23 protein-coding genes are annotated in these 23,051 nt (G+C 64.9%); 1 reads left to right on the top strand and 22 read right to left on the bottom strand.

Annotated features, from left to right (window positions below):
- Window positions 1-136: 136 nt before the first annotated feature.
- From IVB48_RS36090 to IVB48_RS36055, 8 genes are all read right to left on the bottom strand, one after another.
- A complete protein-coding gene (locus IVB48_RS36090; protein ID WP_247407734.1) occupies window positions 137-1,087 on the bottom strand; it encodes a sugar-binding domain-containing protein in 951 nt (316 codons plus the stop codon).
- A gap of 8 nt (window positions 1,088-1,095) precedes the next feature.
- Complete coding sequence (locus tag IVB48_RS36085; protein ID WP_247407732.1) at window positions 1,096-1,761, bottom strand: HAD family hydrolase; 666 nt, start codon at window positions 1,759-1,761, stop codon at window positions 1,096-1,098.
- A 73-nt stretch (window positions 1,762-1,834) separates the two neighbouring features.
- Window positions 1,835-3,751, bottom strand: a complete 1,917-nt coding sequence (locus IVB48_RS36080; RefSeq protein WP_247407730.1) for a VWA domain-containing protein — start codon at window positions 3,749-3,751, stop codon at window positions 1,835-1,837.
- A 10-nt stretch (window positions 3,752-3,761) separates the two neighbouring features.
- Entirely contained in the window at window positions 3,762-4,574 is an 813-nt protein-coding gene (locus IVB48_RS36075; RefSeq protein ID WP_247407720.1) for a CbbQ/NirQ/NorQ/GpvN family protein, read from the bottom strand.
- A gap of 59 nt (window positions 4,575-4,633) precedes the next feature.
- Window positions 4,634-5,980, bottom strand: a complete 1,347-nt coding sequence (locus IVB48_RS36070) for a cbb3-type cytochrome c oxidase subunit I (RefSeq protein WP_247288925.1) — start codon at window positions 5,978-5,980, stop codon at window positions 4,634-4,636.
- A gap of 39 nt (window positions 5,981-6,019) precedes the next feature.
- On the bottom strand, window positions 6,020-6,472 hold the full coding sequence (locus tag IVB48_RS36065) for a cytochrome c (RefSeq protein WP_247407718.1): 453 nt from the start codon (window positions 6,470-6,472) through the stop codon (window positions 6,020-6,022).
- Between the two features lie 96 nt (window positions 6,473-6,568).
- The gene (locus IVB48_RS36060; protein ID WP_027569188.1) at window positions 6,569-6,829 is read right to left on the bottom strand and encodes a cytochrome C oxidase subunit IV family protein; all 261 of its coding nucleotides are present in this window, start codon (window positions 6,827-6,829) and stop codon (window positions 6,569-6,571) included.
- A 2-nt stretch (window positions 6,830-6,831) separates the two neighbouring features.
- Window positions 6,832-7,407 carry a cytochrome c oxidase subunit 3 family protein gene (locus tag IVB48_RS36055; RefSeq protein WP_247407716.1) on the bottom strand — a complete coding sequence of 192 codons (576 nt, stop codon included), beginning with the start codon at window positions 7,405-7,407 and terminating at the stop codon, window positions 6,832-6,834.
- 171 nt (window positions 7,408-7,578) lie between these two features.
- Here IVB48_RS36055 and IVB48_RS36050 point away from each other — a divergent pair, with 171 nt between their 5' ends.
- Window positions 7,579-7,734, top strand: a complete 156-nt coding sequence (locus tag IVB48_RS36050) for a hypothetical protein (RefSeq protein ID WP_247407715.1) — start codon at window positions 7,579-7,581, stop codon at window positions 7,732-7,734.
- Window positions 7,735-7,817: 83 nt separating this feature from the next.
- On the opposite strand, the gene mmsB is transcribed toward IVB48_RS36050, so the two are convergent.
- The 14 genes from mmsB to IVB48_RS35980 all read right to left on the bottom strand — a co-directional run bounded on the left by mmsB (window position 7,818) and on the right by IVB48_RS35980 (window position 23,037).
- Window positions 7,818-9,008 carry a multiple monosaccharide ABC transporter permease gene (gene mmsB, locus IVB48_RS36045; RefSeq protein ID WP_027569186.1) on the bottom strand — a complete coding sequence of 397 codons (1,191 nt, stop codon included), beginning with the start codon at window positions 9,006-9,008 and terminating at the stop codon, window positions 7,818-7,820.
- The gene (gene mmsA / locus IVB48_RS36040; protein ID WP_247407713.1) at window positions 9,005-10,582 is read right to left on the bottom strand and encodes a multiple monosaccharide ABC transporter ATP-binding protein; all 1,578 of its coding nucleotides are present in this window, start codon (window positions 10,580-10,582) and stop codon (window positions 9,005-9,007) included. Before mmsA ends, mmsB begins: the two co-directional genes overlap by 4 nt.
- A gap of 119 nt (window positions 10,583-10,701) precedes the next feature.
- On the bottom strand, window positions 10,702-11,775 hold the full coding sequence (gene chvE, locus IVB48_RS36035) for a multiple monosaccharide ABC transporter substrate-binding protein (RefSeq protein ID WP_247407711.1): 1,074 nt from the start codon (window positions 11,773-11,775) through the stop codon (window positions 10,702-10,704).
- A gap of 73 nt (window positions 11,776-11,848) precedes the next feature.
- Entirely contained in the window at window positions 11,849-12,727 is an 879-nt protein-coding gene (locus tag IVB48_RS36030) for an SMP-30/gluconolactonase/LRE family protein (protein WP_247407710.1), read from the bottom strand.
- Entirely contained in the window at window positions 12,727-13,803 is a 1,077-nt protein-coding gene (locus tag IVB48_RS36025) for an aldose epimerase family protein (protein WP_247407708.1), read from the bottom strand. Before IVB48_RS36025 ends, IVB48_RS36030 begins: the two co-directional genes overlap by 1 nt.
- A 2-nt stretch (window positions 13,804-13,805) precedes the next feature.
- Complete coding sequence (locus IVB48_RS36020) at window positions 13,806-14,732, bottom strand: Gfo/Idh/MocA family oxidoreductase (protein ID WP_247288915.1); 927 nt, start codon at window positions 14,730-14,732, stop codon at window positions 13,806-13,808.
- Window positions 14,729-15,508, bottom strand: a complete 780-nt coding sequence (locus IVB48_RS36015) for a FadR/GntR family transcriptional regulator (RefSeq protein ID WP_247407706.1) — start codon at window positions 15,506-15,508, stop codon at window positions 14,729-14,731. The genes IVB48_RS36020 and IVB48_RS36015 overlap by 4 nt, the downstream gene beginning before the upstream one ends.
- Entirely contained in the window at window positions 15,505-16,485 is a 981-nt protein-coding gene (gene yjfF / locus IVB48_RS36010) for a galactofuranose ABC transporter, permease protein YjfF (RefSeq protein WP_247407704.1), read from the bottom strand. Before yjfF ends, IVB48_RS36015 begins: the two co-directional genes overlap by 4 nt.
- The gene (locus IVB48_RS36005; protein WP_247407702.1) at window positions 16,482-17,474 is read right to left on the bottom strand and encodes an ABC transporter permease; all 993 of its coding nucleotides are present in this window, start codon (window positions 17,472-17,474) and stop codon (window positions 16,482-16,484) included. The genes yjfF and IVB48_RS36005 overlap by 4 nt, the downstream gene beginning before the upstream one ends.
- A complete protein-coding gene (locus IVB48_RS36000; protein ID WP_247407700.1) occupies window positions 17,471-19,015 on the bottom strand; it encodes a sugar ABC transporter ATP-binding protein in 1,545 nt (514 codons plus the stop codon). The genes IVB48_RS36005 and IVB48_RS36000 overlap by 4 nt, the downstream gene beginning before the upstream one ends.
- Before the next feature lie 121 nt (window positions 19,016-19,136).
- On the bottom strand, window positions 19,137-20,102 hold the full coding sequence (gene ytfQ, locus IVB48_RS35995; protein ID WP_249806072.1) for a galactofuranose ABC transporter, galactofuranose-binding protein YtfQ: 966 nt from the start codon (window positions 20,100-20,102) through the stop codon (window positions 19,137-19,139).
- A gap of 437 nt (window positions 20,103-20,539) precedes the next feature.
- Window positions 20,540-21,712: a fumarylacetoacetate hydrolase family protein gene (locus IVB48_RS35990; protein WP_247407698.1), complete on the bottom strand. Its 1,173-nt coding sequence runs from the start codon at window positions 21,710-21,712 to the stop codon at window positions 20,540-20,542.
- 111 nt (window positions 21,713-21,823) lie between these two features.
- On the bottom strand, window positions 21,824-22,801 hold the full coding sequence (locus IVB48_RS35985) for a HEAT repeat domain-containing protein (protein ID WP_247359804.1): 978 nt from the start codon (window positions 22,799-22,801) through the stop codon (window positions 21,824-21,826).
- Between the two features lie 2 nt (window positions 22,802-22,803).
- Entirely contained in the window at window positions 22,804-23,037 is a 234-nt protein-coding gene (locus IVB48_RS35980; RefSeq protein WP_007593252.1) for a ferredoxin family protein, read from the bottom strand.
- Between the last annotated feature and the right edge of the window lie 14 nt (window positions 23,038-23,051).

Raw genomic sequence — 23,051 nt, 5'->3', positions numbered from 1 at the left:
CATCCAGTACGCCGTGTCGTCTATTGGTTCGCCCTAAGAGGAGCCGCGGCGTACTGGATCGTCCGCCTGCGCGGATGATGACAGTGTGGTGTGGGGAAAGACCGCCTGCCTTGCCAGCGCGAAGAGCGAGCCTGCCTCAGCGCTCCAGAATCGCCGTTGCGGTCGCCTCGTCCGTGATCAGCCCGTTGATCAAGCGTCCATTCAACGCCGCCGCGATCGCCGGCACCTTGGCGGCACCGAGCGCGGCGCCGATCGTCGTGGTCTTCGCGGGCACTTCCGGCGGGATGCTGGTCAGGCGCCTGTTGGTGCCGGCCCTCAGCAGGCGGCCCTTGGAATCATAGGCCCAGCCGGTGATCTCGCCGATTGCCCCTTGCCGCATCATCTCGAACAATTCGTCGCGGGTGACGAAGCCGTCGACAAGGACCTGCGCCTTCTGGTCCATCTGGCCGATGCCGACGAGGCGTAAATCCGCCTTGGCCGCGACCGCCTTCACCTTCACGATCGGCTCGATCCGGACCATCTTGTTGCGCTCGTCCTCGGACGACATCAGGAACGGCAGCGGCATCGGATAGTGCCGTGCGCCGGTGCGATCGGCGAGCCGACCGACGGTGTCGTAGAAGCTCGCAGAACCGTCGGCGGAGATGTTGCCGACCAGCGAGACGATCTGGTGATTGGGCCGGTCGATCGGCGTGACGCGCTCGACCGCGGCGCGCACGGCGCGTCCCGTGCCGAGCGCGACGATGACGGGGGTCTCCGAACGCAGGGTGGAATCGAGCAGATTGGCGCAGCGTTCGGCAATGCCCGCTGTGGCCTGCGGTGCGGCGGAATCTACCGGCACCACCTCGCAATGGGTAAGCTCGAAATGCTCCTTCAGACGCCCCGCCAATTCCATGCACGCGGCGATGGGATGTTCCAGCCGGAAGGTGATGAGCCGTTCGGCGAGACACAGCGACACCAGCCGCTGCGCCGACGCGCGCGACACCTGGAGCATCTTCGCGATCTCGTCCTGGGTGTGACCGGCAATGAAATACAGCCAGCCGGCACGCGCGGCGTCATCGAGCCTGGTCTTTTCGTTCTCGGCGGCCATGGCAGGCGTCAGGCGTCCTTCCAGAAATCAATCATGCGCGCGAAGACCCGGTCGGCCCCCGCACCCGACAGTATAGCGTGCCCGTCGCGTCCGCGATAATGGCTGCCGCCGGCAAATCCCCAGACCATCATGCCGGCCGCCTTACCCGCCTGCACGCCGCTCGCACTGTCCTCGATCACCAGCGTGCGCGCAGGTTGCGCGCCCATCTGCTCGGCCGCGTGGAGAAAGAGATCGGGCGCCGGCTTGCCGTGCCTGACCATCTGCGCGGTGTAAATCCGGTCGCCGAAATGCGCCCGCAAGCCGGTGACGTCAAGGGAGAGCGCGATACGGTCGATGTCGCTGGACGAGGCCACGCAGAATGGTGTCCGCAATTCCGATACCACGGCGGCAACACCCGCGATCGGCTGGAGTGATCCGGCGAACGTGCTCAACACATGCGACTTCAAGCGCGGCAGAAAGCCGTCCGGCACGACCTGCCCGAGATCCCGATAATGCTGCTCGACCGCTTTGGTGCTGCGTCCGAGAAAGAGTTCGAACGCCTGCTCCGGGCTCAGCGCGATGCCGCATTCGGCCAGCACGTCGGACAGACACCGACAGCTCAACAGCTCACTATCGACCAGCACGCCGTCGCAGTCGAAGATGATCAGATCGGGTTTCGGCCGGCCCTGGTCCATCACGCCATTCGATCATATACCCATAGCATGGGCAATAGCTCACCAGAGACGGAAGGCCGCACCCTTTCCCGGATCAGTGCGCCACCTGCCGGTAGATCGCCGGCAGCGCCGCGGGCAGTCGGCGGATATTACCGACGATGGCGTATCCGCCACGCCCGAACAGCGTCGGGAAATAGGATTGCGCGGTTGCGTCCACCGTGACGCCGAAGGCGGCGATGCCGAGCCGGCGCGCCTCCTGCACCGATTTGCGGGTGTCCTCGACCGCGAAGCGGCCTTCGTAGTGATCGACATCGTTCGGCTTCCCGTCGGTGAGGACGAGCAGCAGCTTCTTGCGCTGCGGCTGACGGGCGAGCTCGGCCGAGGCGTGGCGCACCGCCGCGCCGATCCGCGTGTAGTAGCCGGGCTTCAGCGCACCGATACGACGCTCCACTGCCCCGCCCATCGGCTCGCCGAAGGCTTTGACCGTTTCGAGCCGCACCCAGGACCGTCGGCGGGACGTAAAGGTCAGGATGCTGTGGTGGTCGCCGCAGGCCGACAGGCCGTGCGCGAGCACGAGCAGTGCCTCCTTCTCGACGTTGAGCACGCGATGGCCCTCGACCCAGGCGTCCGTCGAGAGCGAGACATCGACAAGCAGCGTGACGGCGAGATCGTGCCCCTGCGGGCGCATCGCGATATGGATACGATCGAGACCGCCGCCGCTGCCGGCGCGAAGATCGCACCGCGCGCGCACGAGCGCGTCGAGGTCGAGGTCGTGCCCATCGGCCTGGGCGCGTATCAATTCGCGGCGCGGCCGCAAGATCTCGAAGCGCCGCCGCACCTGACGGATATGCCGGCGCATGGACTCGTCGGGCGACCAGGTCTCGCCGGTCTCGGACGCGGCGCCCGCGAGCACGTGGCAGTGATCGGGCAGGTAGGAGCTGCTGCGGTAGTCCCATTCGGGATAGGTGAGATCTGCGTTCAGCGGCGAGGCATCAAGGGCTTCCGGCGGCAGGTCGAGATCGAATTTGAGCCGGCTCGCCGGCTTGCCGCTGCGACGACTGAGCGTGATCTCCTCGAGATCGTCGGCGGCCTTCTGCGCGTCCTCGTCCTCGTTGTCGTCGGCCGGACGGTCGACATTGACCATCTCGGCCATCGCGAGGATCTTTTCGAAGCGGTTGAGCACGAAGGGATCGCGGCGATTGGCGTTGTTTTCGCGCTCGCGTACGGCAAAGCGCTTGCGATTGTCCTGGGTCGCGGCCCCCGCGCCCGGCGCGCACGCGTCGTCGCCCGCATGCGCGGGCGAAAGCTCGCGCGTCCAGCAATCGCCCCAGAGCGGACACGGCAGGACCGAGCGATAGCCCGGCGGCGCTTTGTCCGGCAGCGGACCTGTTCCCATCATCGCCGGCCACAGCCGGCCCGCGGGCGCCTTTCCGGCCCCGAGCAAGGCGAGAGCGATCTGCTCGATCTCCTGCTCGAGACGCGGCAACGGACGTCGCGGCCGAGCCTCGGCCATTGCTGCGGCGAGCTGCGCGTAATCGGCGGCGAGCCCGGGAAACTGCGTGAGCACAAAGACCGCCGTCTCGCTCGCCCGGCGCAGGACCAGAAGGTCCCGCCGCAGCGGATCAAGCTCCGTGATCGTCTCGATCGGAGCGACCGCGAACCACGCCGCAAGCCAGCGATAGAGGCATGCGTTGAGGCCGCGGTCGGCGAATATCGCGATGCGATCGGGGAGGAAGACGGTCGCGGCGTCGCGGCCCGGCTGTTCGAGACGTTCGTCTCCAAGGCCGATGCACTGCCGCCAGCCGAGCCGATGGCCCGCTCTGCGTGCGCCTGCGCTTGCGATCTGAACACCCGTCTCGCCCCCAAGCGCACGGAACATCACCGCGAGCCGGCCTCTCACCTCTGCGAGCGCGACCGCGTGATCATCGTGAACCGGATAGCTCGCGGTGCCGCCGACCATCCGGTGCCAGGCACGGCCGACCGTCTCCTCCAATTCGAGGAAGTCGAGCATGGAATCGGCCTCACCCAATCACGGCGCGCGTGACATCCAGCAGCGCCGCCTTGACGTCGGAATCGTCGGTCAGCGGCTCGATCATGCCGGCGAGCACGGCATCGGCGATCGAGGCTCCCGCCGCAATCAAGGTCGCGCAATACACCACGAGCCGGGTCGAGACGCCCTCCTCCAGATCATGCCCCTTCAGCGCCCGCAGACGTCCGGCGAGCGCGACCAGCGGCCGTACGCGATCCGGTGGCAGCCCGCTCTCGGCCGACACCACCGCAATCTCCTGCTCGGCCGGCAGGAAGGCGAACTCGATGGCGACGAAGCGCTGCCGCGTCGAGGGCTTCAACGCCTTGAGCAGGGTCTGGTAACCGGGATTGTAGGAGACGACGAGCATGAAGCTCGCGGGAGCAACAAGCTCCTCGCCGGTTCGCTCCAGCGGCAGGATACGGCGGTCGTCGGTGAGCGGATGCAGCACGACGGTGACGTCCTTGCGGGCTTCCACCACCTCGTCGAGATAGCAGATGCCGCCCTCGCGGACCGCGCGCGTCAACGGACCGTCGGTCCACACGGTGTCGCCGCCCCTCAGCAGATAGCGGCCGGTGAGATCGGCGGCGGTGAGATCGTCGTGGCAGGCGACGGTGTGCAGCGGCAAGCCCAGCCGTGCCGCCATATGCGCGACGAAACGTGTCTTGCCGCAACCGGTCGGCCCTTTCAGCAGGACCGGAAGCCGGTGCCGCCAGGCATGCTCGAACAGCACGCATTCGTTGCCGCTTGCGACATAGGCTGGTAGCGCGGGTGCCGGCGCGGCCAAGGCGTGAAGAGCTGCTTTCATGATCTCTCTCCGAAAATGTCTGAAGCGGCGGCCGCGATGAAACGCGGCCGCCTTCACGCTTACTCGGCCGGCTGCAGCGCGGCGGGAATGGTCGCCTGCCTTTCGCGGCCGGGCACCAGCACGGCCCAGACGAACATCAGCGCGGAGATCGCGACGAACACACCGGAGCCGAGCCGCACCCAGTAGAAGAAGGCGAGCTGGTCCTGCACGTCCATGTAGCCCTGACCGAGCACGCGCTGGAGATGGACCTGGACCACGCCGGCAAAGGTCAGCGCGAATGTCATGGTCATCATGGCCGTGCACATGATCCAGAAGCTCGTCATGCTGAGCCACTGGTTATAGGGCGCGCGTCCCTTGATCTGCGGGATGGCGTAAGCCATCACGGCAAGATTGAGCATCACATAAGCGCCGAAGAAGGCGAGATGGCCGTGCGCGGCGGTGACCTGGGTGCCGTGGGTGTAGTAGTTCACCGAGGACAGCGTGTGCAGGAAACCCCAGACGCCGGCCCCCAAGAACGCCATCACCGAACAGCCGACCGACCACAGCAGCGCGGCGCGGTTCGGGTGCTTGCGGCCGGCCTTCCAGGTCATCTGCACCGTGAAGATCACCATCGTGAAGAACGGCGCGACCTCGAGCGTCGAGAACAGCGAGCCAATCCACTGCCAGTAGCCGGGCGCGCCGATCCAGTAGAAATGGTGGCCGGTGCCGAGAATCCCCGAGAACAGCGCGAGGCCGATGATGACGTAGAGCCACTTCTCGACCACCTCGCGATCGATGCCATTGAGCTTGATCATGAGATAGGCGAGCACGGAGGCCATGATCAGCTCCCAGACACCCTCGACCCAGAGATGGACGACGTACCACCAGTACATCTTGTCGACCGCGAGGTTCGCCGGATTGTAGAAGGCGAAAAGGAAGAAGATCGCAACGCCCCACAGGCCGAACAGCAGGATATTGGTGACCGTGGTCTTGCGCCCCTTGAGCGCGGTCATGGTCACGTTGAACAGGAACATCAGGCAGACGACGACGATGCCGACCTTGATGATGAAGGGCTGCTCAAGGAACTCGCGGCCCTCGTGGTAGTGGAAGAGATAGCCCACCACCGCCACGCCCGCCGCGCCAAAGAACATCCAGAACTGGATCTTTGCGAGCAGCGGGCTGTACAGCTCGGTCTCGGTTTCCTCAGGCAGCAGGAAGTAGGTCGCGCCCATGAAGCCGATCAGCGACCACACGATCAGTGCGTTGGTGTGGATCATCCTGACGATGTTGAACGGCAGCAGCACCGACAGCGTGTTGGGCAGGACGTAGATGGTCCCGGCGAGGAGGCCGAACAGGACCTGGGCCAGGAACAGGGTCAGCGCGCCGTAGAAATACAGCATCGCGACTTTCTGGGTCTGATATTTCATCTCGGATTCTCTCTGTCTTGAAAGAGGAAAGCGGCGGGCTCAGCCGGCCTTGTTCGGCGGCCAATCCTGGCGCTTGATCGTGCTCACCCATTGCAGGAAATCGGCGAGATCGTTGAGCTCCTGGTCGGTGAGGTTGAATTGCGGCATCTGCCGCCGGCCCTCCGCGCCCGAGGGCTGCGACTGCATCCAGGCCTTCAGCGTCTCTCGCGCCCCGGCCGGGTCTTCCTTGCCGCCCCATCGATCCCAGACGTTGCCGACTTCGGGCGCGAAATAGGCGCCTTCGCCGAGCAAGGTGTGGCAGTTGATGCAGGAGTTCTTCTCCCAGACATGCTTGCCGCGGGCGACCGACGACGTCAGCGTCGCCGGGTCCGTGGATGTCGTGGCCATGTAGTAGTGGCTGTGCGCCGTCAGCCCGATGAAGATGGCGAAGAAAAAAGCCGAGCCGCCGTAGAAGACGTTTCGAGCGGCCGACTTGGTCAGGCGTTCAGCCATTGCCAATCCTTTCAATTGAGTCCTGTCGCGTAAATCGGTGATGCGATTTATTGCCGATTGGCCCAGCCCGTTCTTTGTCAGGGCGCAAGGAGTGAGTCAGATCAGGGCGACGACGGCGGATGTGAGCCAGGCAAACAGCACCACGATGAGGATCCAGGCGCTGACGAGGCCGCGCCAGAGCGCGGGCGCCGCGCGAAGATCGAGGAAGTCGAGTACTATCCGGCGGCCCTTGACGGCGGCCAAGGCCAGCAGCAGGGCGTTGCCGAGCAGTGGCCGCGGCACCAGCGGCGGCACCAGGATGGTCGCGAGCGCGAGGCCGATCAGCGCGATCCAGGTGATGTCCAGGCGATCCGGCATCGTCACCGCACCAGATAAAGAATCGGGAACATCACGATCCAGACCAGATCGACCATGTGCCAGAAGGCCGTTCCCGTCTCGACGCCGAACGCTTCAGCGCGGCGGCAGACCAATGCGAGGATGATGATGCCGAGGCAGACGTGCAGGAGATGGAAGCCGGTCAGGAGGAAGTAGAGTGTGAAGAAGGGGCTGGTTTCAATTCCGATGCCGCGTCCGATTTCTTCGGCATATTCGGCGAGCTTGACCGCCACGAACAGGCCACCAAGCCCCATGGCTGTGAGCAGCCAGTATCGTGTCGCCCGCCTCTCGCTGGCCCGCGCGGCCTTCGTAGCCCGGGCCGCGGCCCAACCGCTCGTCACCAGCACAATAGTGTTCAATCCGGCGAGACCCGGATCAAGCGCCGCCTGCCCCGCCGCGAACACGGCGGGATGGATCGCGCGGGCGACCGTGAAGGTACCGAGAAACAGACCGAAGGCGGCGAGTTCGCTGAAGATCAGCACCCAGATCATGGGATCGCCGGGAAGATCGTCCAGAATTCCCCAACCCGTTCCCTGTGGTTCGCAATCGGCTGACGACATCTGCTCTTCCGGATCAGGACACCGGCCAGACCTAGCTCAGCCGTACCGATCCGAGTTTGTTGCCGGACAAGCTTGGGGAATGCCGATCAATTTGTTTGCGCCGTCACAACGTCCAGCCTGCCGGGTCGCGGTACGAAACGCCGAAGGTTCCATGGAGCTGCGAGCGATGACATGAGCGATGCACAAATCGGGCTGATGGCCGCGACGCCCATCATCATCGTCTTCGCCATCGCGCTCCGGCGAATCGGCGTGCTATCGACCGTGGCCACCGTGTCGGCGGTGAGCATCTCCGTCGCGATCGCGGCGGTGCTGTTCACGACGCAGTAACGGCTGCCCCAGCCTGCATGGAGCAGAGCGGAATGCGGATCAGTGGTCCCGTATTGCGATTCGCTCCATCCGGCTACGCAGCCTCATCTCCGCTGATTATAAACGTCGATGCACACTGCCCCGAGCAGGACCAGGCCCTTGATGACCTGCTGATAGTCGATGCCGATGCCGAGGATGGACATGCCGTTGTTCATCACACCCATGATCATGGCGCCGACCACGGCACCGCCGACGCGGCCGACCCCGCCATAGGCTGAGGCGCCGCCAATGAAGCAGGCGGCGATGACGTCGAGCTCGAAGCCGAGACCCGCCTTCGGCGTTGCGGTGTTGAGGCGCGCGGCGAAGACGAGGCCGGCGAGCGCGGCGAGCACGCCCATGTTGACGAAGGTGAGGAAGGTCAACCGTTCCGTCTTGATGCCCGACAGGCTTGCAGCCTTGGCGTTGCCGCCGACCGCATAGATTTGCCGGCCGATCACGGTGCGGCGGGTGACGAAGCCGTAGAGCGCGATCAACGCACCCATGATCACCAGCACGTTGGGCAGGCCGCGATGCGAGGCAATCAGATAGGTGAAATAGAGCACGGCGCAGGCCAGAAGAATGCTCTTGCCGAGGAAGAACGCGTAAGGCTCGACTTCGATGCCGTGCAACTGCTCGCGCGACCTTCCCCTGGCGCTGGCGTAGACGAGGCCGAGCGCGAGCACCGCACCGATCAGCATGGATGTCGGATGCAGGGTGCCGGCCTCCGGCAAGAGCTCCGGAATGAAGCCGGAGGACAGTTTCTGGAAGGTCGCCGGGAACGGTCCGAGCGACTGGCCCTGCAACACCGCGAGCGCAAGCCCCTTGAACACCAACATGCCCGCTAGCGTCACGATGAAGGACGGGATCTTGAAATAGGCCACCCAATAGCCCTGCGCGGCGCCGATTGCCGCGCCGAGCAGCAGGCATGCGATGAAGGCGAGCGTGTAGTCGACCTTGTATGTCACCATCAGCACGGCGGCCACCGCGCCGACGAAACCCGCGACCGAGCCGACCGAGAGGTCGATATGGCCGGTGACGATGACGAGCAGCATGCCCAGCGCCATGATGACGATGTAGCTGTTCTGGAGCACCAGATTGGTCAGGTTGAGCGGCTGCAGCAGCGTGCCGCCGGTCATGACCTGGAAGAACAGCATGATCGCGATCAGCGACATCAGCATGCCGTAGTTGCGCAGATTGTTCTTGATGAAGCTGCCGTTCCGGCGCTCCTCGGGCAGCGAAACCGTCTTGTCGGTCATGGCTGCGATCCTCCCATCTCGGCACCCGCCAGGGCGCGGCTTCCATAATTTCTGTCGTTGCGCATGATGGCGCGCATGATCTTTTCCTGTGTCGCTTCGGTGCCGGGGAACTCGCCGACGAAGGCACCGTCGTTCATGACGCAGATGCGGTCGCAGACACCGAGCAACTCGGGCATCTCCGAGGAGATCACCACCACACCGCGGCCGGCCTCCGCAAGCTCGTTGATGATACAGTAGATCTCGTACTTGGCACCGACGTCGATGCCCCGGGTCGGCTCGTCCAGGATCAAGACCTTGGGATCCGTCATCAGCCATTTCGACAGCACGACCTTTTGCTGGTTGCCGCCGGAGAGCTGGCTGGTCTCCTGATAGACGTCGGAGCAGCGGATGCGCATCCGGTTGCGGTAGTCGCTGGCGACCTTCAGCTCGGCGATGTCGTCGATCACGCGGCGAGGAGCGACCTGGTCGAGGCTTGCGAGCGTGATGTTCTTGCGGACGTCGTCGGCGAGGATCAGCCCGAGCTGCTTGCGGTCCTCGGTGACATAGGCAAGGCCGGCGTCGATCGCGGCCGCGACGTTCGGCAGCACGATCTCATGGCCCTCCAGCCGGATGCGACCGCTGATCGTGGTACCCCAGGAACGGCCGAACAGGCTCATGGCGAATTCGGTGCGGCCAGCGCCCATCAATCCGGCAATGCCGACGACCTCGCCGCGTTTCACGCTGAAATCGACGTTCTTGATCACCTGCCGCTCGGGATGGATGGGATGGTAGACCGACCAGTTCTCGACGGTGAGGACGGGCTCGCCGATCTTTGCGCTGCGCTCCGGAAAGCGATGGGCGAGATCGCGGTTGACCATGCTGCGGATGATGCGGTCCTCCTGGATCGGCTCTGCGCGGCAGTCGATGCCGTCGACGGTGCGGCCGTCGCGCAGCACGGTGATGTGGTCGGCGACGCGGGCGACCTCGTTCAGCTTGTGAGAGATCAGGATCGAGCCGATGCCCTGCTCGCGGAAGGCCATGAGACGTTCGAGCAGCGCGGCACTGTCGGCCTCGTTGAGGCTGGCGGTCGGCTCGTCCAGGATCAGCATCCGCACCCGCTTGGACAGCGCCTTGGCGATCTCGACAAGCTGCTGCTTGCCGACACCGAGATCGGTGATCAGCGTGTCCGGCGATTCCTTGAGGCCGACCTGAGCCAGGAGTTCCCGGGTACGCCGATAGACCTCGTCGCGATCGATCACGCCGAGCTTGGACGGCGGATGCGACAGGAAGATGTTTTCGGCAATCGACATCAGCGGGATCAGCGCCAGCTCCTGATGGATGATGATGATACCGAGCGCCTCGGAATCGTTGATGTCGCGGAAGCGGCGCTCCTCGCCATCGAAGATGATGGTGCCCTCGTAGCTGCCGGCCGGGTAGACGCCGCTGAGCACCTTCATCAGCGTGGACTTGCCGGCACCGTTCTCGCCGACGAGGGCGTGGATCTGCCCGGCTTCAACCGAGAAGTTGACATCGCGCAGCGCCTGCACGCCGGAAAAGCTCTTGCTGACGTTGCGCATCTCCAGCATTGCGGTCATGATTTCACGTCCCTGCAAATTCACCGTCGTTCCGGGGCGCCACAAAGAGCGAACCCGGAACCTCGAAATTCCGGGGTCGATGCTTCGCATCGCCCCGGAATGACTGAGCAAAACAATTCCTACTGGAACTGCGACTTCTTGTAGTAGCCGCTCTCGACCAGGACCTTCTCCCAATTGTCCTTGTAGACCACGACCGGCTTGAGCAGATAGGACGGCACGGTCTTGGCGCCGTTCTCGTAGGTCTTGGTGTCGTTGACGGTGACCTGCTTGCCGGCAAGCGCAGCGTCGACCATGTCGGCGGTCACCTTGGCGAGATCGCGGGTGTCCTTGAAGATCGTCGAATACTGATCGCCGCGCAGCATCGCCTTGATCGAGGGCACTTCGGCATCCTGGCCCGAGATGACAGGCATCGGCTGGCCGGCGCTGCCATAACCGACGCCCTTCAGCGAGGAGATGATGCCGATCGACAGGCCGTCATACGGCGACAGCACCGCGTTGACCTTCTTGTTGCCGTAGTAGGCGCTGAGCAGATTGTCCATGCGGGCCTGCGCGGTGGCGCCGTCCCAGCGCAAGGTCGCGACCTTGTCCATGCCCATCTGACCGGAGACGACAACGAGCTTGCCGCTGTCGATGTACGGCTTCAGAACGCTCATCGCGCCGTTGTAGAAGAAGTAGGCGTTGTTGTCGTCGGGCGAGCCGCCGAACAGCTCGATGTTGAACGGACCCTTGCCATCCTTGAGGCCGAGGCCCTGCACGATCGACTCGGCCTGGAGCACGCCCACCTGGAAATTGTCGAAGGTCGCGTAATAGTCGACGTTCGGCGTGCCGCGGATCAGGCGGTCATAGGCGATCACGGTGATGCCTTTTGCTTTCGCCTGCTTGAGCACGTCGGACAGCGTGGTGCCGTCGATCGCGGCGATCACCAGCGCTTTCGCGCCCTTGGTCACCATGTTCTCGACCTGCGAGAGCTGGTTCGGAATGTCGTCCTCGGCATATTGCAGGTCGGTGTTGTAGCCGCGCTCCTTCAGCACCTTGACCATGTTGTTGCCATCGTCGATCCAGCGCGCCGACGATTTGGTCGGCATGGCGATGCCGACTGTTGCTTTGTCCTGGGCCGAGGCGGTGACGCCCGCGGCGATCGTTGCAGCGCCGGCCACCGCGAGCGCGAGGAAGGTCGTCTTCAGTTTCAACATGTTTCACTCCCTTGGATGTCAGACTGTTTTTTCGTGTCGTCGAGAACTTTGGTCGTGTGCGGCTTCGAGCCTCCTATGCGAGCTTGACGTCAGGCTCCGCGCGACCGCGCGCGGAGGCCTCCAACAGGAAGGTGTAGCCGGCTTGCGGATCGGCAGCACGCGCCGCCGCATCCATGTCCTGCCAGGCCGAGGTGACGAGGAGACGCGACAGATCAGGGCCGACAAAAGCGGGGCAGCTCGCCTGCTTTGCCGGCACGCTGAGCGAGCGCAGCCGCTCGCCTTGCGGAGAGTAGACGTCGACGCGGCTCGCGCCCCAGCAGGCGTTCCAGATATTTCCGTCCGTGTCGCACACCGATCCATCGAGGCCGCCGATGCCGGTGTGGCGCAGCAGCACCTCCGGCTCGCCGCGCGGCAGGCCGGTCGCGGGATTGAGCGGCACCGCGTAGAGCACCGCGCGCGCGGTGTCGGCGAAGTAGCCGGTGGCGCCATCGGGCGAGAAGCAGATCGAGTTGGGAATGCTGATGCGCGGAAACAGCATCGATATCTCGCCGTGATGGAACGCGTAGATCGCGCCTGCCCCTGCTTCCGCCTTGCGGCCCATGGTGCCGATCCAGAACGTGCCGGAGGGATGCACGCGGGCATCGTTGGAGCGGGTCGCGGGATTGTCGGCTTCGAGCGGACAGAACAAGGTCATCACCCCGTCGGCAGTTTTGCGGATATAGAGGCCGTCTTCCGCGACGATCAACTGCCGCTCGGCGTCGATCCGTCCAAGTGCGCTCGCCATCCGGCCCAGCGCATGAACGCGAATGCTGCCGCTGCCGAGTTGCGCCTCGAACAGTCGTCCCTCGCGGATATCGAACCACCAGGCGGTGTCGGTGGTCACGTCATAGGTCGGTCCCTCGCCGAGATGGCAAGGATCGTCTGAAAGAACCGAGGTTGGCACCTGCTCCATCATGACCTCCTCACCGCAAAGCGATAGACGGTGTGATGGCGATAGACCTCGCCGGGCGCTAGGCGCGGGCTCGGGAAATCCGGCCGGTTCGGTGCGTCCGGCCCGATATGCGGCTCCAGGCACATGGCGTCCGACTGCCGGTACAGCTTGCCGCCCTTGCCCGAAATCGTGCCATCGAGATAATTACCTGAATAGACCTGCAGACCGGGCTGATCCGTGAACAGCTCCATGATGCGCCCCGAGCGCGGCGCCTCCAGCCGCGCCGCGAGCGCAAGCTTGCCGTCACGCGCGAGACAGTAGGTGTGATCGTAGCCCTTGCCGCTGCGCAATTGCTGGTCGCTCTCGCGGATGCGCTCGCCGACGGGCCGCGGCTCGCGGAAGTCGAACGGCGTGCCGGCAACGCTGCGCGGCGGCTCGGGCAACGGAATGGCGGTTGGATCGATCGCGAGGAAATGCCCGGCCGCGACCGTCAGCTTGTGATCGAGAATGGGCGAGCCTGATGTCGCGCCTTCCAGATTGAAGAAGCTGTGGTTGGTCAGGTTGACGATGGTCGGTCGGTCGGTCCGCGCCTCCATACGAAGGGACAACTCGGTCGGGCCGGTGACGCGATAGGTCAGGCGAACGTCGAGACGACCGGGATAGTTCTCTTCGCCGTGCGGACTGACATAGGTCAGCTTGACCGCGGGCTCGGCGCCGTCGTCGATCTCCGCAATGTCCCAGAGCTTGCGATCGAAGCCGTCAAGGCCGCCATGCAGCGCATTCGGACCGTTGTTGACGGGAAGCTGCACCGCTTCGCCGTCGAGCGAAAATTGTCCGTTGGCGATACGGTTGGCGTAGCGGCCGACGGTGGCACCGAAGAACTTCCGTTCAGCGAGATAGCCGGCGAACGCGTCATGGCCGAGCACGACATCGTCATGGCCACCCTTCGCATCCGGCGCAATCAAGGCCTGCAAGACTGCACCGTGGGTGATGATGCGCGCTTCGAACCCGCCCTCGCCGCGCAGCACGATGCGGTCCACCTTGCGGCCGTCCGGCAGCGTTCCGAAGACGTCCCTTTCTGTTTTCGATCCAGCCATGATCAATCCACAAACGGTTCGACGATCGTGCGCCTGCCGAGCAGGAAGGCGTCCGCAACGAGACGAAGCGGCGCCAAATCGACATCACTCGCGCCTGTCGCGGCGAGCGTGACGAAGCGCCGGTACAGCTCCCGATATTCCTCATCGGGCGCCTCGGCAACGGTCTTGCCGTCGATCGCCATGATCCGGCCGCCGCGGGATAGCGTCATCCGGCCCTGGTCGGTTTCGACCAGGATATCCCAGCTCTGCGGTCCGGTCTGGCGAAAATCGAACTCGGCGGTCACAGGCAGGCCGTCGATGTCGGTCAGCGTCAGGTTCGCGGCGATCGGCGCCTGGCAATTGGCGGGGAAGGCGAGCTCGGCCGCGGTGACGAACACGGGCTTCGGCAGGATCCGGGTCAGGATCGACAGCGCATTGATGCCGGGATCGAACACCCCGAGCCCGCCCGGCTCCCAGATCCAGGCCTGCCCGGGATGCCAGACGCGGACGTCCTCTTTCCAGTTGATGTGCACGGAACGGACGCGGCGGGCGGCGAGCCACTCGCGCGCCGGCTCGACCGCCGGCGCATGGCGCGAATGCCAGGTCGCGAACAACGTCCGCTTGGCCTCTCTCGCCATCGCGATCAGCGGATCGAGCTCGGCAACGCCGGCGCCCGGCGGCTTCTCCAGCATGACATGCTTGCCGGCCCTAAGCGCTGCGACGGCCTGGGCGCGGCGCACTTGAGGCGGCGTGCAGAGCGAGACCGCGTCGATCGGCGGACCTTTTTCCAGCAGCTCTTCGATGGTCGCGAAATGCGGCAGATCCGGCAGCGAGGCGTTGCGGCTCGCGACGGCTGCCAGCGTCGCGCCGGGAACCGCTGCGATGGCGCCGACATGCTGGTCCCGCGCGATCTTGCCGAAGCCGACGATGGCGATGCGAAGTTCAGTCACGATTTTTCTCCAGCTTCCGCGGACGGCAGCGCTTCGGCCGATACAGTCTCGATCACTGTCCCCTCGTGGCGGCGCATCCCGTTGTGAATGACGTGGACCATCGCCTCCGACGCGGTCGCGGCTTCACCGGCGGCGATGGCATCGACGATCTTCTGATGCCAGAGCAGAACGGTGTCGCGGTCCTCCGGTTCGACCGGTGCGCTGAGCAGGAATGAGGCGCGCAACGCAGCCTCGATGACGTGCCCGATCGAGCGCATGAACAGATTTCCGGAGGCGCGCGCCACACCGACATGGAGCGCAAGGTCGGCATCGGCGAAGCCAACGGAGTCGGAGGCCTCAAGCCGCATCCGCTCCATGCAGCGACGGAGCTCGGAGAGATCCTGCTCCGACCGCTGCGCCGCCGCCAGCGCGGCCGCGCGCGGCTCGACCGCGAGGCGGATCTCGGCGAGGTCGTTGAGGAAGCGCTTGTCGATCCCGGCATCCAGGTGCCAGGCCAGCACGTCGGCGTCGAACATGTTCCAGGCGACGCGCTCGCGCACGACGGTGCCGACCCGCGCCTTGGTAGTAAGCAGGCCCTTGGCCACCAGCGTCTTCACGCTCTCGCGCAACACCGGTCGCGACACGCCAAACATCGCGATCATCTCGGCATCGCCCGGCAGCCGCGTCCCTTCTGCATATCGGCCGGCGATGATGTCAACGCCGATCGAGCGGGCCACTTCCGCGTGATTTGAGTGCGCCCGGCGCGTCGGAATGACGAGGATGCGCGAGGTGGTCATGAGACTGCTCCCGCGCGCTTTGCCACGGGCCGGCGCGCGAGCGCAACCAATCCCTGTTGCAAGGCGATGAAGGCGAACAGTAGCACACCGGTCGCGATCTTGGTCCACCAGCTCGACAGCGTCCCGTCGAAATTGATGTAGGTCTGAATCATGCCCTGGATCAGCACGCCGAGGAAGGTTCCGATCACCGAGCCCTGCCCGCCCGTAAGCAGCGTGCCGCCGATCACGACGGCCGCGATGCTGTCAAGCTCGACGCCGACGGCGGACAGCGAGTAGCCGGCGCTGGTGTAGAAGGAGAAGACGATGCCGGCGATGCCAGCGAGCAAGCTCGACAGCATGTAGATCTTTACCGTCATCCTGCCAACTGCAACGCCCATCAGGCTCGCGGTCGCCCGGCTGCCGCCCAGCGCATAGACATTGGCGCCGAACCGGGTGAGCTGCAGCAGCAATGCGCCGCCGATCACGATCGCAAGCATGATGATCGCGACCGCCGTCAGCCGTCCACCGCCGGGTAGTCGCAGAGCGAAGTCCGACACGGTCGAATAGACCGGTGCCGTGATCGGCACCGATTCCGTCGAGAGTAGGAAGCTGGCACCCCGGGCCAAAAACATGCCGGCGAGCGTCACGATGAAAGGCGGCAGATCGAAGACATGGATCACCGCGCCCATCGCCGTGCCGAAGGCTGCCGAGAGCGCGAGAATGGCGACGAAGGCGACCAAGGGCGGCATTCCCCAGCGCTCGATCGCCAGCGCGACGAACACCGTGGTGAAGCCGATCACCGAGCCGACCGAGAGATCGATGCCGCCGGAAATGATGACGAAGGTCATGCCGGTCGCGACGATGCCGAGGAAGGCGTTGTCAGTCAGGAGGTTGCCGACTACGCGGGTGGAGGCGATGTTGGGAAACTGCATCGCGCAGAGCACGAATCCCGCGACAAGCACGATCGCCGTGATGAGGACGGGCGGCAGGCCTTTCATGCCTTGGTCCCCCGCAGCCGCGTCACAACGCCGGCAAAGCCGGACAGCTTCGGCGATTGCAGCAGCAGCACGGCGAGCACCACCACCGCCTTGACCAGCAAATTGAACTCCGGCGGATAGCCCGACAGCAGAATGCCGGTGTTCATGGTCTGGATGATCAGCGCGCCGAGTACGGCCAGCACGAGGCTGAAGCGGCCGCCGAACAGCGAGGTGCCGCCGATCACCACCGCGAGGATGGCGTCGAGCTCGAGCCAGAGGCCGGCATTGTTGGCATCCGCGCCCATGATGTCGGCCGCTGCGATGACGCCGGCAAGCGCAGCGCAAACGCCGCACCAGACATAGACCGCCAAGATCATCGCGCGCGTGCCGACGCCGGCAAGCTCGCTCGCTCGCGCATTGCCGCCGGTTGCCTCGATCAGCAATCCGAGTGCCGAGCCGCGCACCACCGCACCGGTGAGGATCAGCATGCCCAGCGCAATCGCGACCGGCACCGGTACGCCGAAGATGGAGCCGTTGCCGAGCCAGACCAGATCGGGCGAGGAGAAGGTCACGATGCGTCCCTCGGTGATGAGCTGAGCGATGCCGCGTCCCGCCACCATCAGGATCAAGGTCGCCACGATCGGCTGCATGCCGAGCACCGCGACGAGAAATCCGTTCCACAATCCGCAGATCAGGCCCGCGCCGAGCGCAGCCGCCAGCACCACGGCCAGACTGTGGCTGTCGGCGAGGCTCGCCGCGATCGCGCCCGAGATCGCCATCACAGCGCCGACTGACAGATCGATTCCGCGCGTCGCGATCACCAACACCATGCCGAGCGAGAGCAGCGCCACCGGCGTGCCGCGGTTGAGCACGTCGATCATGCTGCCGAACAGCCGGCCGTCCTGAAGGCGCAAATCGAAGAATTGCGGCGACACCACGCGATCGACCGCCAGGATGACGATCAACGCGAGGATCTGGGCAAGGCCGCGGCGCGGCAACAGCGCGGTCATGCCCGGCCCTCATGCGCGACACTGGCGCCATCGGCGGCGATGGCGGCGAGAATGCTGCCGACGTCGATGGCCTCGCCCGCGAGCTCCTCGACATGCGCGCGGTCGCGCAGCACCACTACGCGATCGGAATAGGTCACGATCTCGTCGAGCTCGGAGGAGATCACGAGCAGCGCGAGCCCGTCGTCGCAGAGCTCGCGGATCAGACGGATGATCTCAGCGTGCGCGCCGACGTCGATGCCGCGGGTCGGCTCGTCCAGCACGAGGAGCCGCGGCGAGGTCGCAAGCCACCGTGCCAGCAGCACCTTCTGCTGATTGCCGCCGGACAACAGGCCGACCGGACGCTCCGGATCGGGCGGACGAATGTCGAGCATCTTGACGTAACGGCTCGCGATCTCGTCCTGCTCGCGCCGCGACAGCGGCCGATGCAAACCGCGCTTGGCCTGAAGCGCGAGCACGATGTTCTCGCGCACGGTGAGCTCGGCGACGATGCCGTCGGTCTTGCGCTCCTCAGGGCAATAGCCAAAGCCGTGGCGCACGCCGTCGCGCGGCGATTGAAGCCGGACAGGCGCGCCTTCCACCCTCGCCTGTCCGCGATCGGCGCGCTCGGCGCCGAACACCAGCCGGGCCGTCTCGGTCCGGCCCGAGCCGAGCAAGCCGGCGAGACCGACCACTTCGCCATGCCGCAGCTCGAGATTGAACGGCGCGACATAGCCGGCCTTGCCGTAACCCTCGAAGCTCGCACAGACTTCACGCGTCGTCTGTGCGCCTGCCGATGCCCGCGCGCTGGTGGTCTCGGCCAGCTCGCGGCCGAGCATCATCCGGATCAGCTCGAGCCGCGACAGCGACGCGGTCTCGCGCTCGCCGACCAGGCGACCATTTCGCAAAACGGTGATTCGATCGGAGATCTCATACACCTGGTCGAGGAAATGGCTGACGAAGACGATGCCAATGCCGCGCTTGGCAAGCTGACGCATGATGCGAAAGAGGATCTCGACCTCATGGCGATCGAGACTCGCGGTCGGCTCGTCCAGGATCAGCACGCGCGCCGAAAGGTCGACGGCGCGCGCGATCGCGGTGACATGCTGGATCGCCACCGAATAATTGCCAAGCGGCGCTGATACGTCGATGTCGAGACCGAAATCCGCGAGCAGCGACTTCGCGCGGCGTCGCATCTCGCCTTCACGCACGATGCCGAAGCGCATCGGCTGCCGGTCGAGGAATAGGTTCTGCGCCACCGAGAGATTCGGCAGCAAATTGACCTCTTGGTAGACGGTGGCAATGCCGGCCTGAACCGCCGCCTTGGCCGAGTGTGGCGCGACCTCTTCGCCGCAGATCCTGACGATGCCAGCATCGCGCGGGAACACACCGGTGATCACCTTGATCAGCGTGGACTTGCCGGCGCCGTTCTCACCGAGCAGCGCATGGATCTCGCCGGCGCGAAGCGTGAAGTCGACCTCCTGCAACGCACGCACGGCGCCAAAGCTCTTGCTGATCCCACGCACCTCCAGCAGGGAAGCAGCGGAATCCGGGCTGTTCTCCATGACAAATTCACTCCCAACGGCGCCCGCTGACGATGCGGACACGGAGCCTGTTCGTTCGCGCGGCGGTTTCGAGCGGGATCGCCGGACTGCCGAAACACGGCCGTCCGGCGACACTCTCGCCTCAGTAACCGAGGCCCTTCTTGCTGTCGTAGATCTTCTGCGGATCATCGGCGGGCGTGTAGAGCTTCGACTCGGTCTGGATCCATTTCGGCGGAACGGTGCCCTTGTCCTTGAAGGCGGCGATGGCATCGAGCGCGGGGCCAGCCATGTTCGGCGTCAGCTCGACCGTGGCATTGGCTTCGCCGGCGACCATCGCCTTGAAGATGTCGGGGACCGCATCGATCGAGACGGTGAGGATCTCCTTGCCCGGCTTGAGGCCGGCTTCCTTCATCGCCTGGATCGCGCCGACCATCATGTCGTCGTTGTGCGCATAAACTGCGCAGATCGACTTGCCGCCGCCTTCGGCCTTGATGAAGCTTTCCATCACTTCCTTGCCCTTGGCGCGGGTGAAGTCGCCGGTCTGGCTGCGTACCACCTTCAGGTTCGCATGCTTGGCGATGGCGGTGTCAAAACCCTTCTTGCGGTTGGCAGCGACGCTGGCGCCGACCGTGCCCTGCAATTCGACGATGTTGCAGGCCTTGGCGCCGACGGTCTTCGCCAGCCAGTCGCCGGCGACCTCGCCTTCGTGAACGCTGTCGGAGGTCACGGCGGTGAGATAGAGCTCCTTCCCGGAGGGATCGATGTCGCGGTCGAGCAGCACGACCGGGATCTTGGCCTCCTTGGCTTCCTTCAGCACCGAGTCCCAGCCGGTCGAGACGACGGGCGCGAGGAAGATCGCATCGGCGTTCTGCGCGATGAAGGAGCGGATCGCCTTGATCTGGTTCTCCTGCTTCTGCTGCGCGTCGGCGATCTTGAGATTGACCTTGCGCTTGGTGGCCTCCTGCTTGGAAACCGAGGTCTCGGCCGCGCGCCAGCCGGATTCCGATCCGATCTGCGAGAAGCCGATGGTGAGCTCGGCGGCGTTCGCCGGCAGCGCGAGCAGCAACGCGGCAGTGGCGCTGGCCGCAAAGAGGGCTTTGAGGATCATCAGGCGTATCTCCCAAATGTTATCCGGGGCGCCGATTGGTAGCATCGCACCCACAGGCCGACCTTTGAGGCCGGCGGGAGGGACTATTTCACGGAAGTTTGGTTCCGACTAGTCATATTATCTGACTATTTGGATCGGTGCGATGGCTGGCAGGAAGGCTCGGGTATGACACGCCCAGCGCGATTTTGTTCCAGCGATGCAACGCGGAGGTGAAAAAATGGTACAGCGGTTGGGATGAGGGCACCTCTGCAAGGACGGTGAAAGACGTACCCGCAACCTCTCTCCCCGTCATTGCGAGCGCAGCGAAGCAATCCAGAGTCTTTCCGCGTAGGGATTCTGGATTGCTTCGCTTGCCTCGCAATGACGGTGGGGAGAGCTTCTTCGTCTATCGAGCAAGGCGACTCGTGGAGAGTCCCCCACACCCGGCGGGCAGTGAGCTAGATCAGCTTCCGCTGCGCCAGATTCTTCATCAGCGCACCGATGCCGAACGTCCAGGGCTCGCACTCGTCGCTGGTCCGCATGCGGTTGACGAGTTTGCCGAGCTGGGGTGCCGAGATCGTGACGATGTCGTCGCGCTTGTGGGTGAACCCCTGTCCCGGCGCGTCGCGATCCTTGACCGGCGCGAACATGGTCCCGAGGAACAGCACGAAGCCATCTGGATATTGGTGCACCTTGCCGATGGTCTGCTCGACCAGATCGGTCGGATCGCGGCTGATCATGCTGATCGAGGAATGGCCGTCGAGGACGAAACCGTCCTGCCCCTTCACGTTCAGGCTGATGTCGAGCTTGCGGGCGTCGTCGAGGGTAAAGCTGTCGTCGAACAGGCGCAGCAGCGGGCCGATGGAGCACGAGGCGTTGTTGTCTTTGGCCTTCGACAACAGCAGCGCCGAACGGCCCTCGAAGTCGCGCAGATTGACGTCGTTGCCGAGCGCGCCGCCCACGATCTTGCCGCGGCTCGAGACGAACAGCACCAGCTCCGGCTCGGGGTTGTTCCAGGTCGACTTCGGATGCAGCCCCGCATCCATGCCGGTGCCGACCGACGACAAGGTCGGCGCCTTGGTGAAGACCTCGGCATCGGGGCCGATGCCGACCTCGAGATACTGGCTCCAGGCGTTCTGGTCGATCAGCACCTGCTTCAGATGCATCGCCTGGTCCGAACCGGGCTTGAGCTTCGACAGATCGTCGCCGATCAGCCGCGTCACCTCTTGCCGGATCGCTTCGGCCGAGGCCGGATTGCCTTTCGCCCGCTCCTCAATCACGCGCTCCAGCATCGAGATGGCGAAGGTCACGCCCGCCGCCTTCAGCGTCTGGAGATCGACCGGCGCGAGCAGCCACGGCTTTTTAGCATCGCGCTGATCGGGCGGCGTGTTGGCGACGATAGCCTCGAGATCGCCGATGCGCTCGCCCTTGATCGCGGCAAGCGCCTTCGCCGGATTGTCTTCCTCGCAGAGTGCGCTGACGGTCGGGAATTTTGCGGTGACGTCGAATACACCATCGCCACGCACGGCGACCACGGCCGGGCCATTCGCCTGCGGCAGCCAGACGCGGCCGACAAGCGTTCCCCGAGTGCCGTCCTCGGGGAGAAGGTCCTTAACCGTCAATGTCGTCATGGGCGCATCCTCGCTCTTTTCGGATCGGCCTCGCTCGCGGAGGCCTATCACATTGGCGAAGACCAATAAACGTCTGGGACGGGAAGTCCAGCGCGGCAGCCCGCCGCGCTTCTATGCCCCCGCCCGCGCTTTTCGCGCCGCAATCTGCTGAAGCGCCCAGCGCGCGTTCTTGCGCACCTCGGGATCGGGATCGTCGGCGATGACGGCAAGGAAGGCTTCGCCGTCGTGGTGGGCGATTTCGCCGAGCGCAGCAGCCGCCTCTTTCCGCAAATTGGCCTGGTCGTGGTTGACGCAATTGCCAATCGGGCGAACCGCGCGCTCGATCTTCATCCGGCCAAGGCTGCGGATTGCCTTCAGACGCACCTGCCAGAACTCGTCACTGAGCGAAGCGATGAGCTGGTCGGCGGCAATCGATCCGTTGACATTGAGGCCCAGCGTTTCCGCGGCCATCTCCCGCACCATCCAGTCCGAATCCTTCAAGGCGCGCGTGATCATCTCGGCCGCGGGCTTCATCTGCGAGAAGGCGAGCGCGCTCACCGCAGCACGGCGCACATGCGCGTCCGGATCGTTGATCAGCGCGGTCAGCGCCGGAATCGATTCCTCCAGCTTGAGGAACCCGATCACGCCGATCGCCTGCACCCGCACGGCGGCATCGGAATCCTGGAGCGCTTCGAGCGCGGGTTTCAAGGTGTCCTTGCAGCGCAGCTCCTTCAGCGCACGCAACGCGCCCATGCGGACGAAGGCGTGGGCATGCTTGACCAGCGGCAGGATGATTTCGGCGCAGGCGGGATCTTTGAACTCCGCCATGCTGTCGGCCGCGGCGGCCGCGACGATTCTTTCGGGGTCGACAAGCAGCTTGACCAGCGCGCTGGCGGCCTCCGGCCCATCGAACTCGCCGAGCGCCATCGCAACCTGCTGGCGGACGCCGGCATCGGGATCGGCGACCATTTTGGCGAGATGGCCGACCGCTGCGGGATCGCCGGAATGGCCGAGCGCGATGATGGCGACGCGGCGCTCCCCTGGATCGGCGGCCTGGAGCCGCTCGTCGGCATCTTCGAGATCGTCGTAGGATTCGAACGGGCTCGACATGATTACCTCAGGAGATATGGAATGTTGACGGTGACGGCGCCGGTCGGGCAATCCGCCTCGCAGGGCATGCAGTACCAGCATTCGTCATAGGCCATGTAGGCCTTGTTGGTCATATCGCTGATACGCAGCACGTCGAGCGGGCAGACGTCGACGCACACGGTGCAGCCCTTGTCCGCGATGCATTTGGCGTCGTCGACGACCACCGGAACCGATGTCTGATAAGAAGCGAGAGGCATCGTATGTCTCCTGT

The organism is Bradyrhizobium sp. 76 (genome assembly GCF_023073025.1).
GTDB lineage: Bacteria > Pseudomonadota > Alphaproteobacteria > Rhizobiales > Xanthobacteraceae > Bradyrhizobium.
Note: the sequence above shows the minus strand (reverse complement) of the source record. Positions and strands in the feature narration are given on the sequence as shown.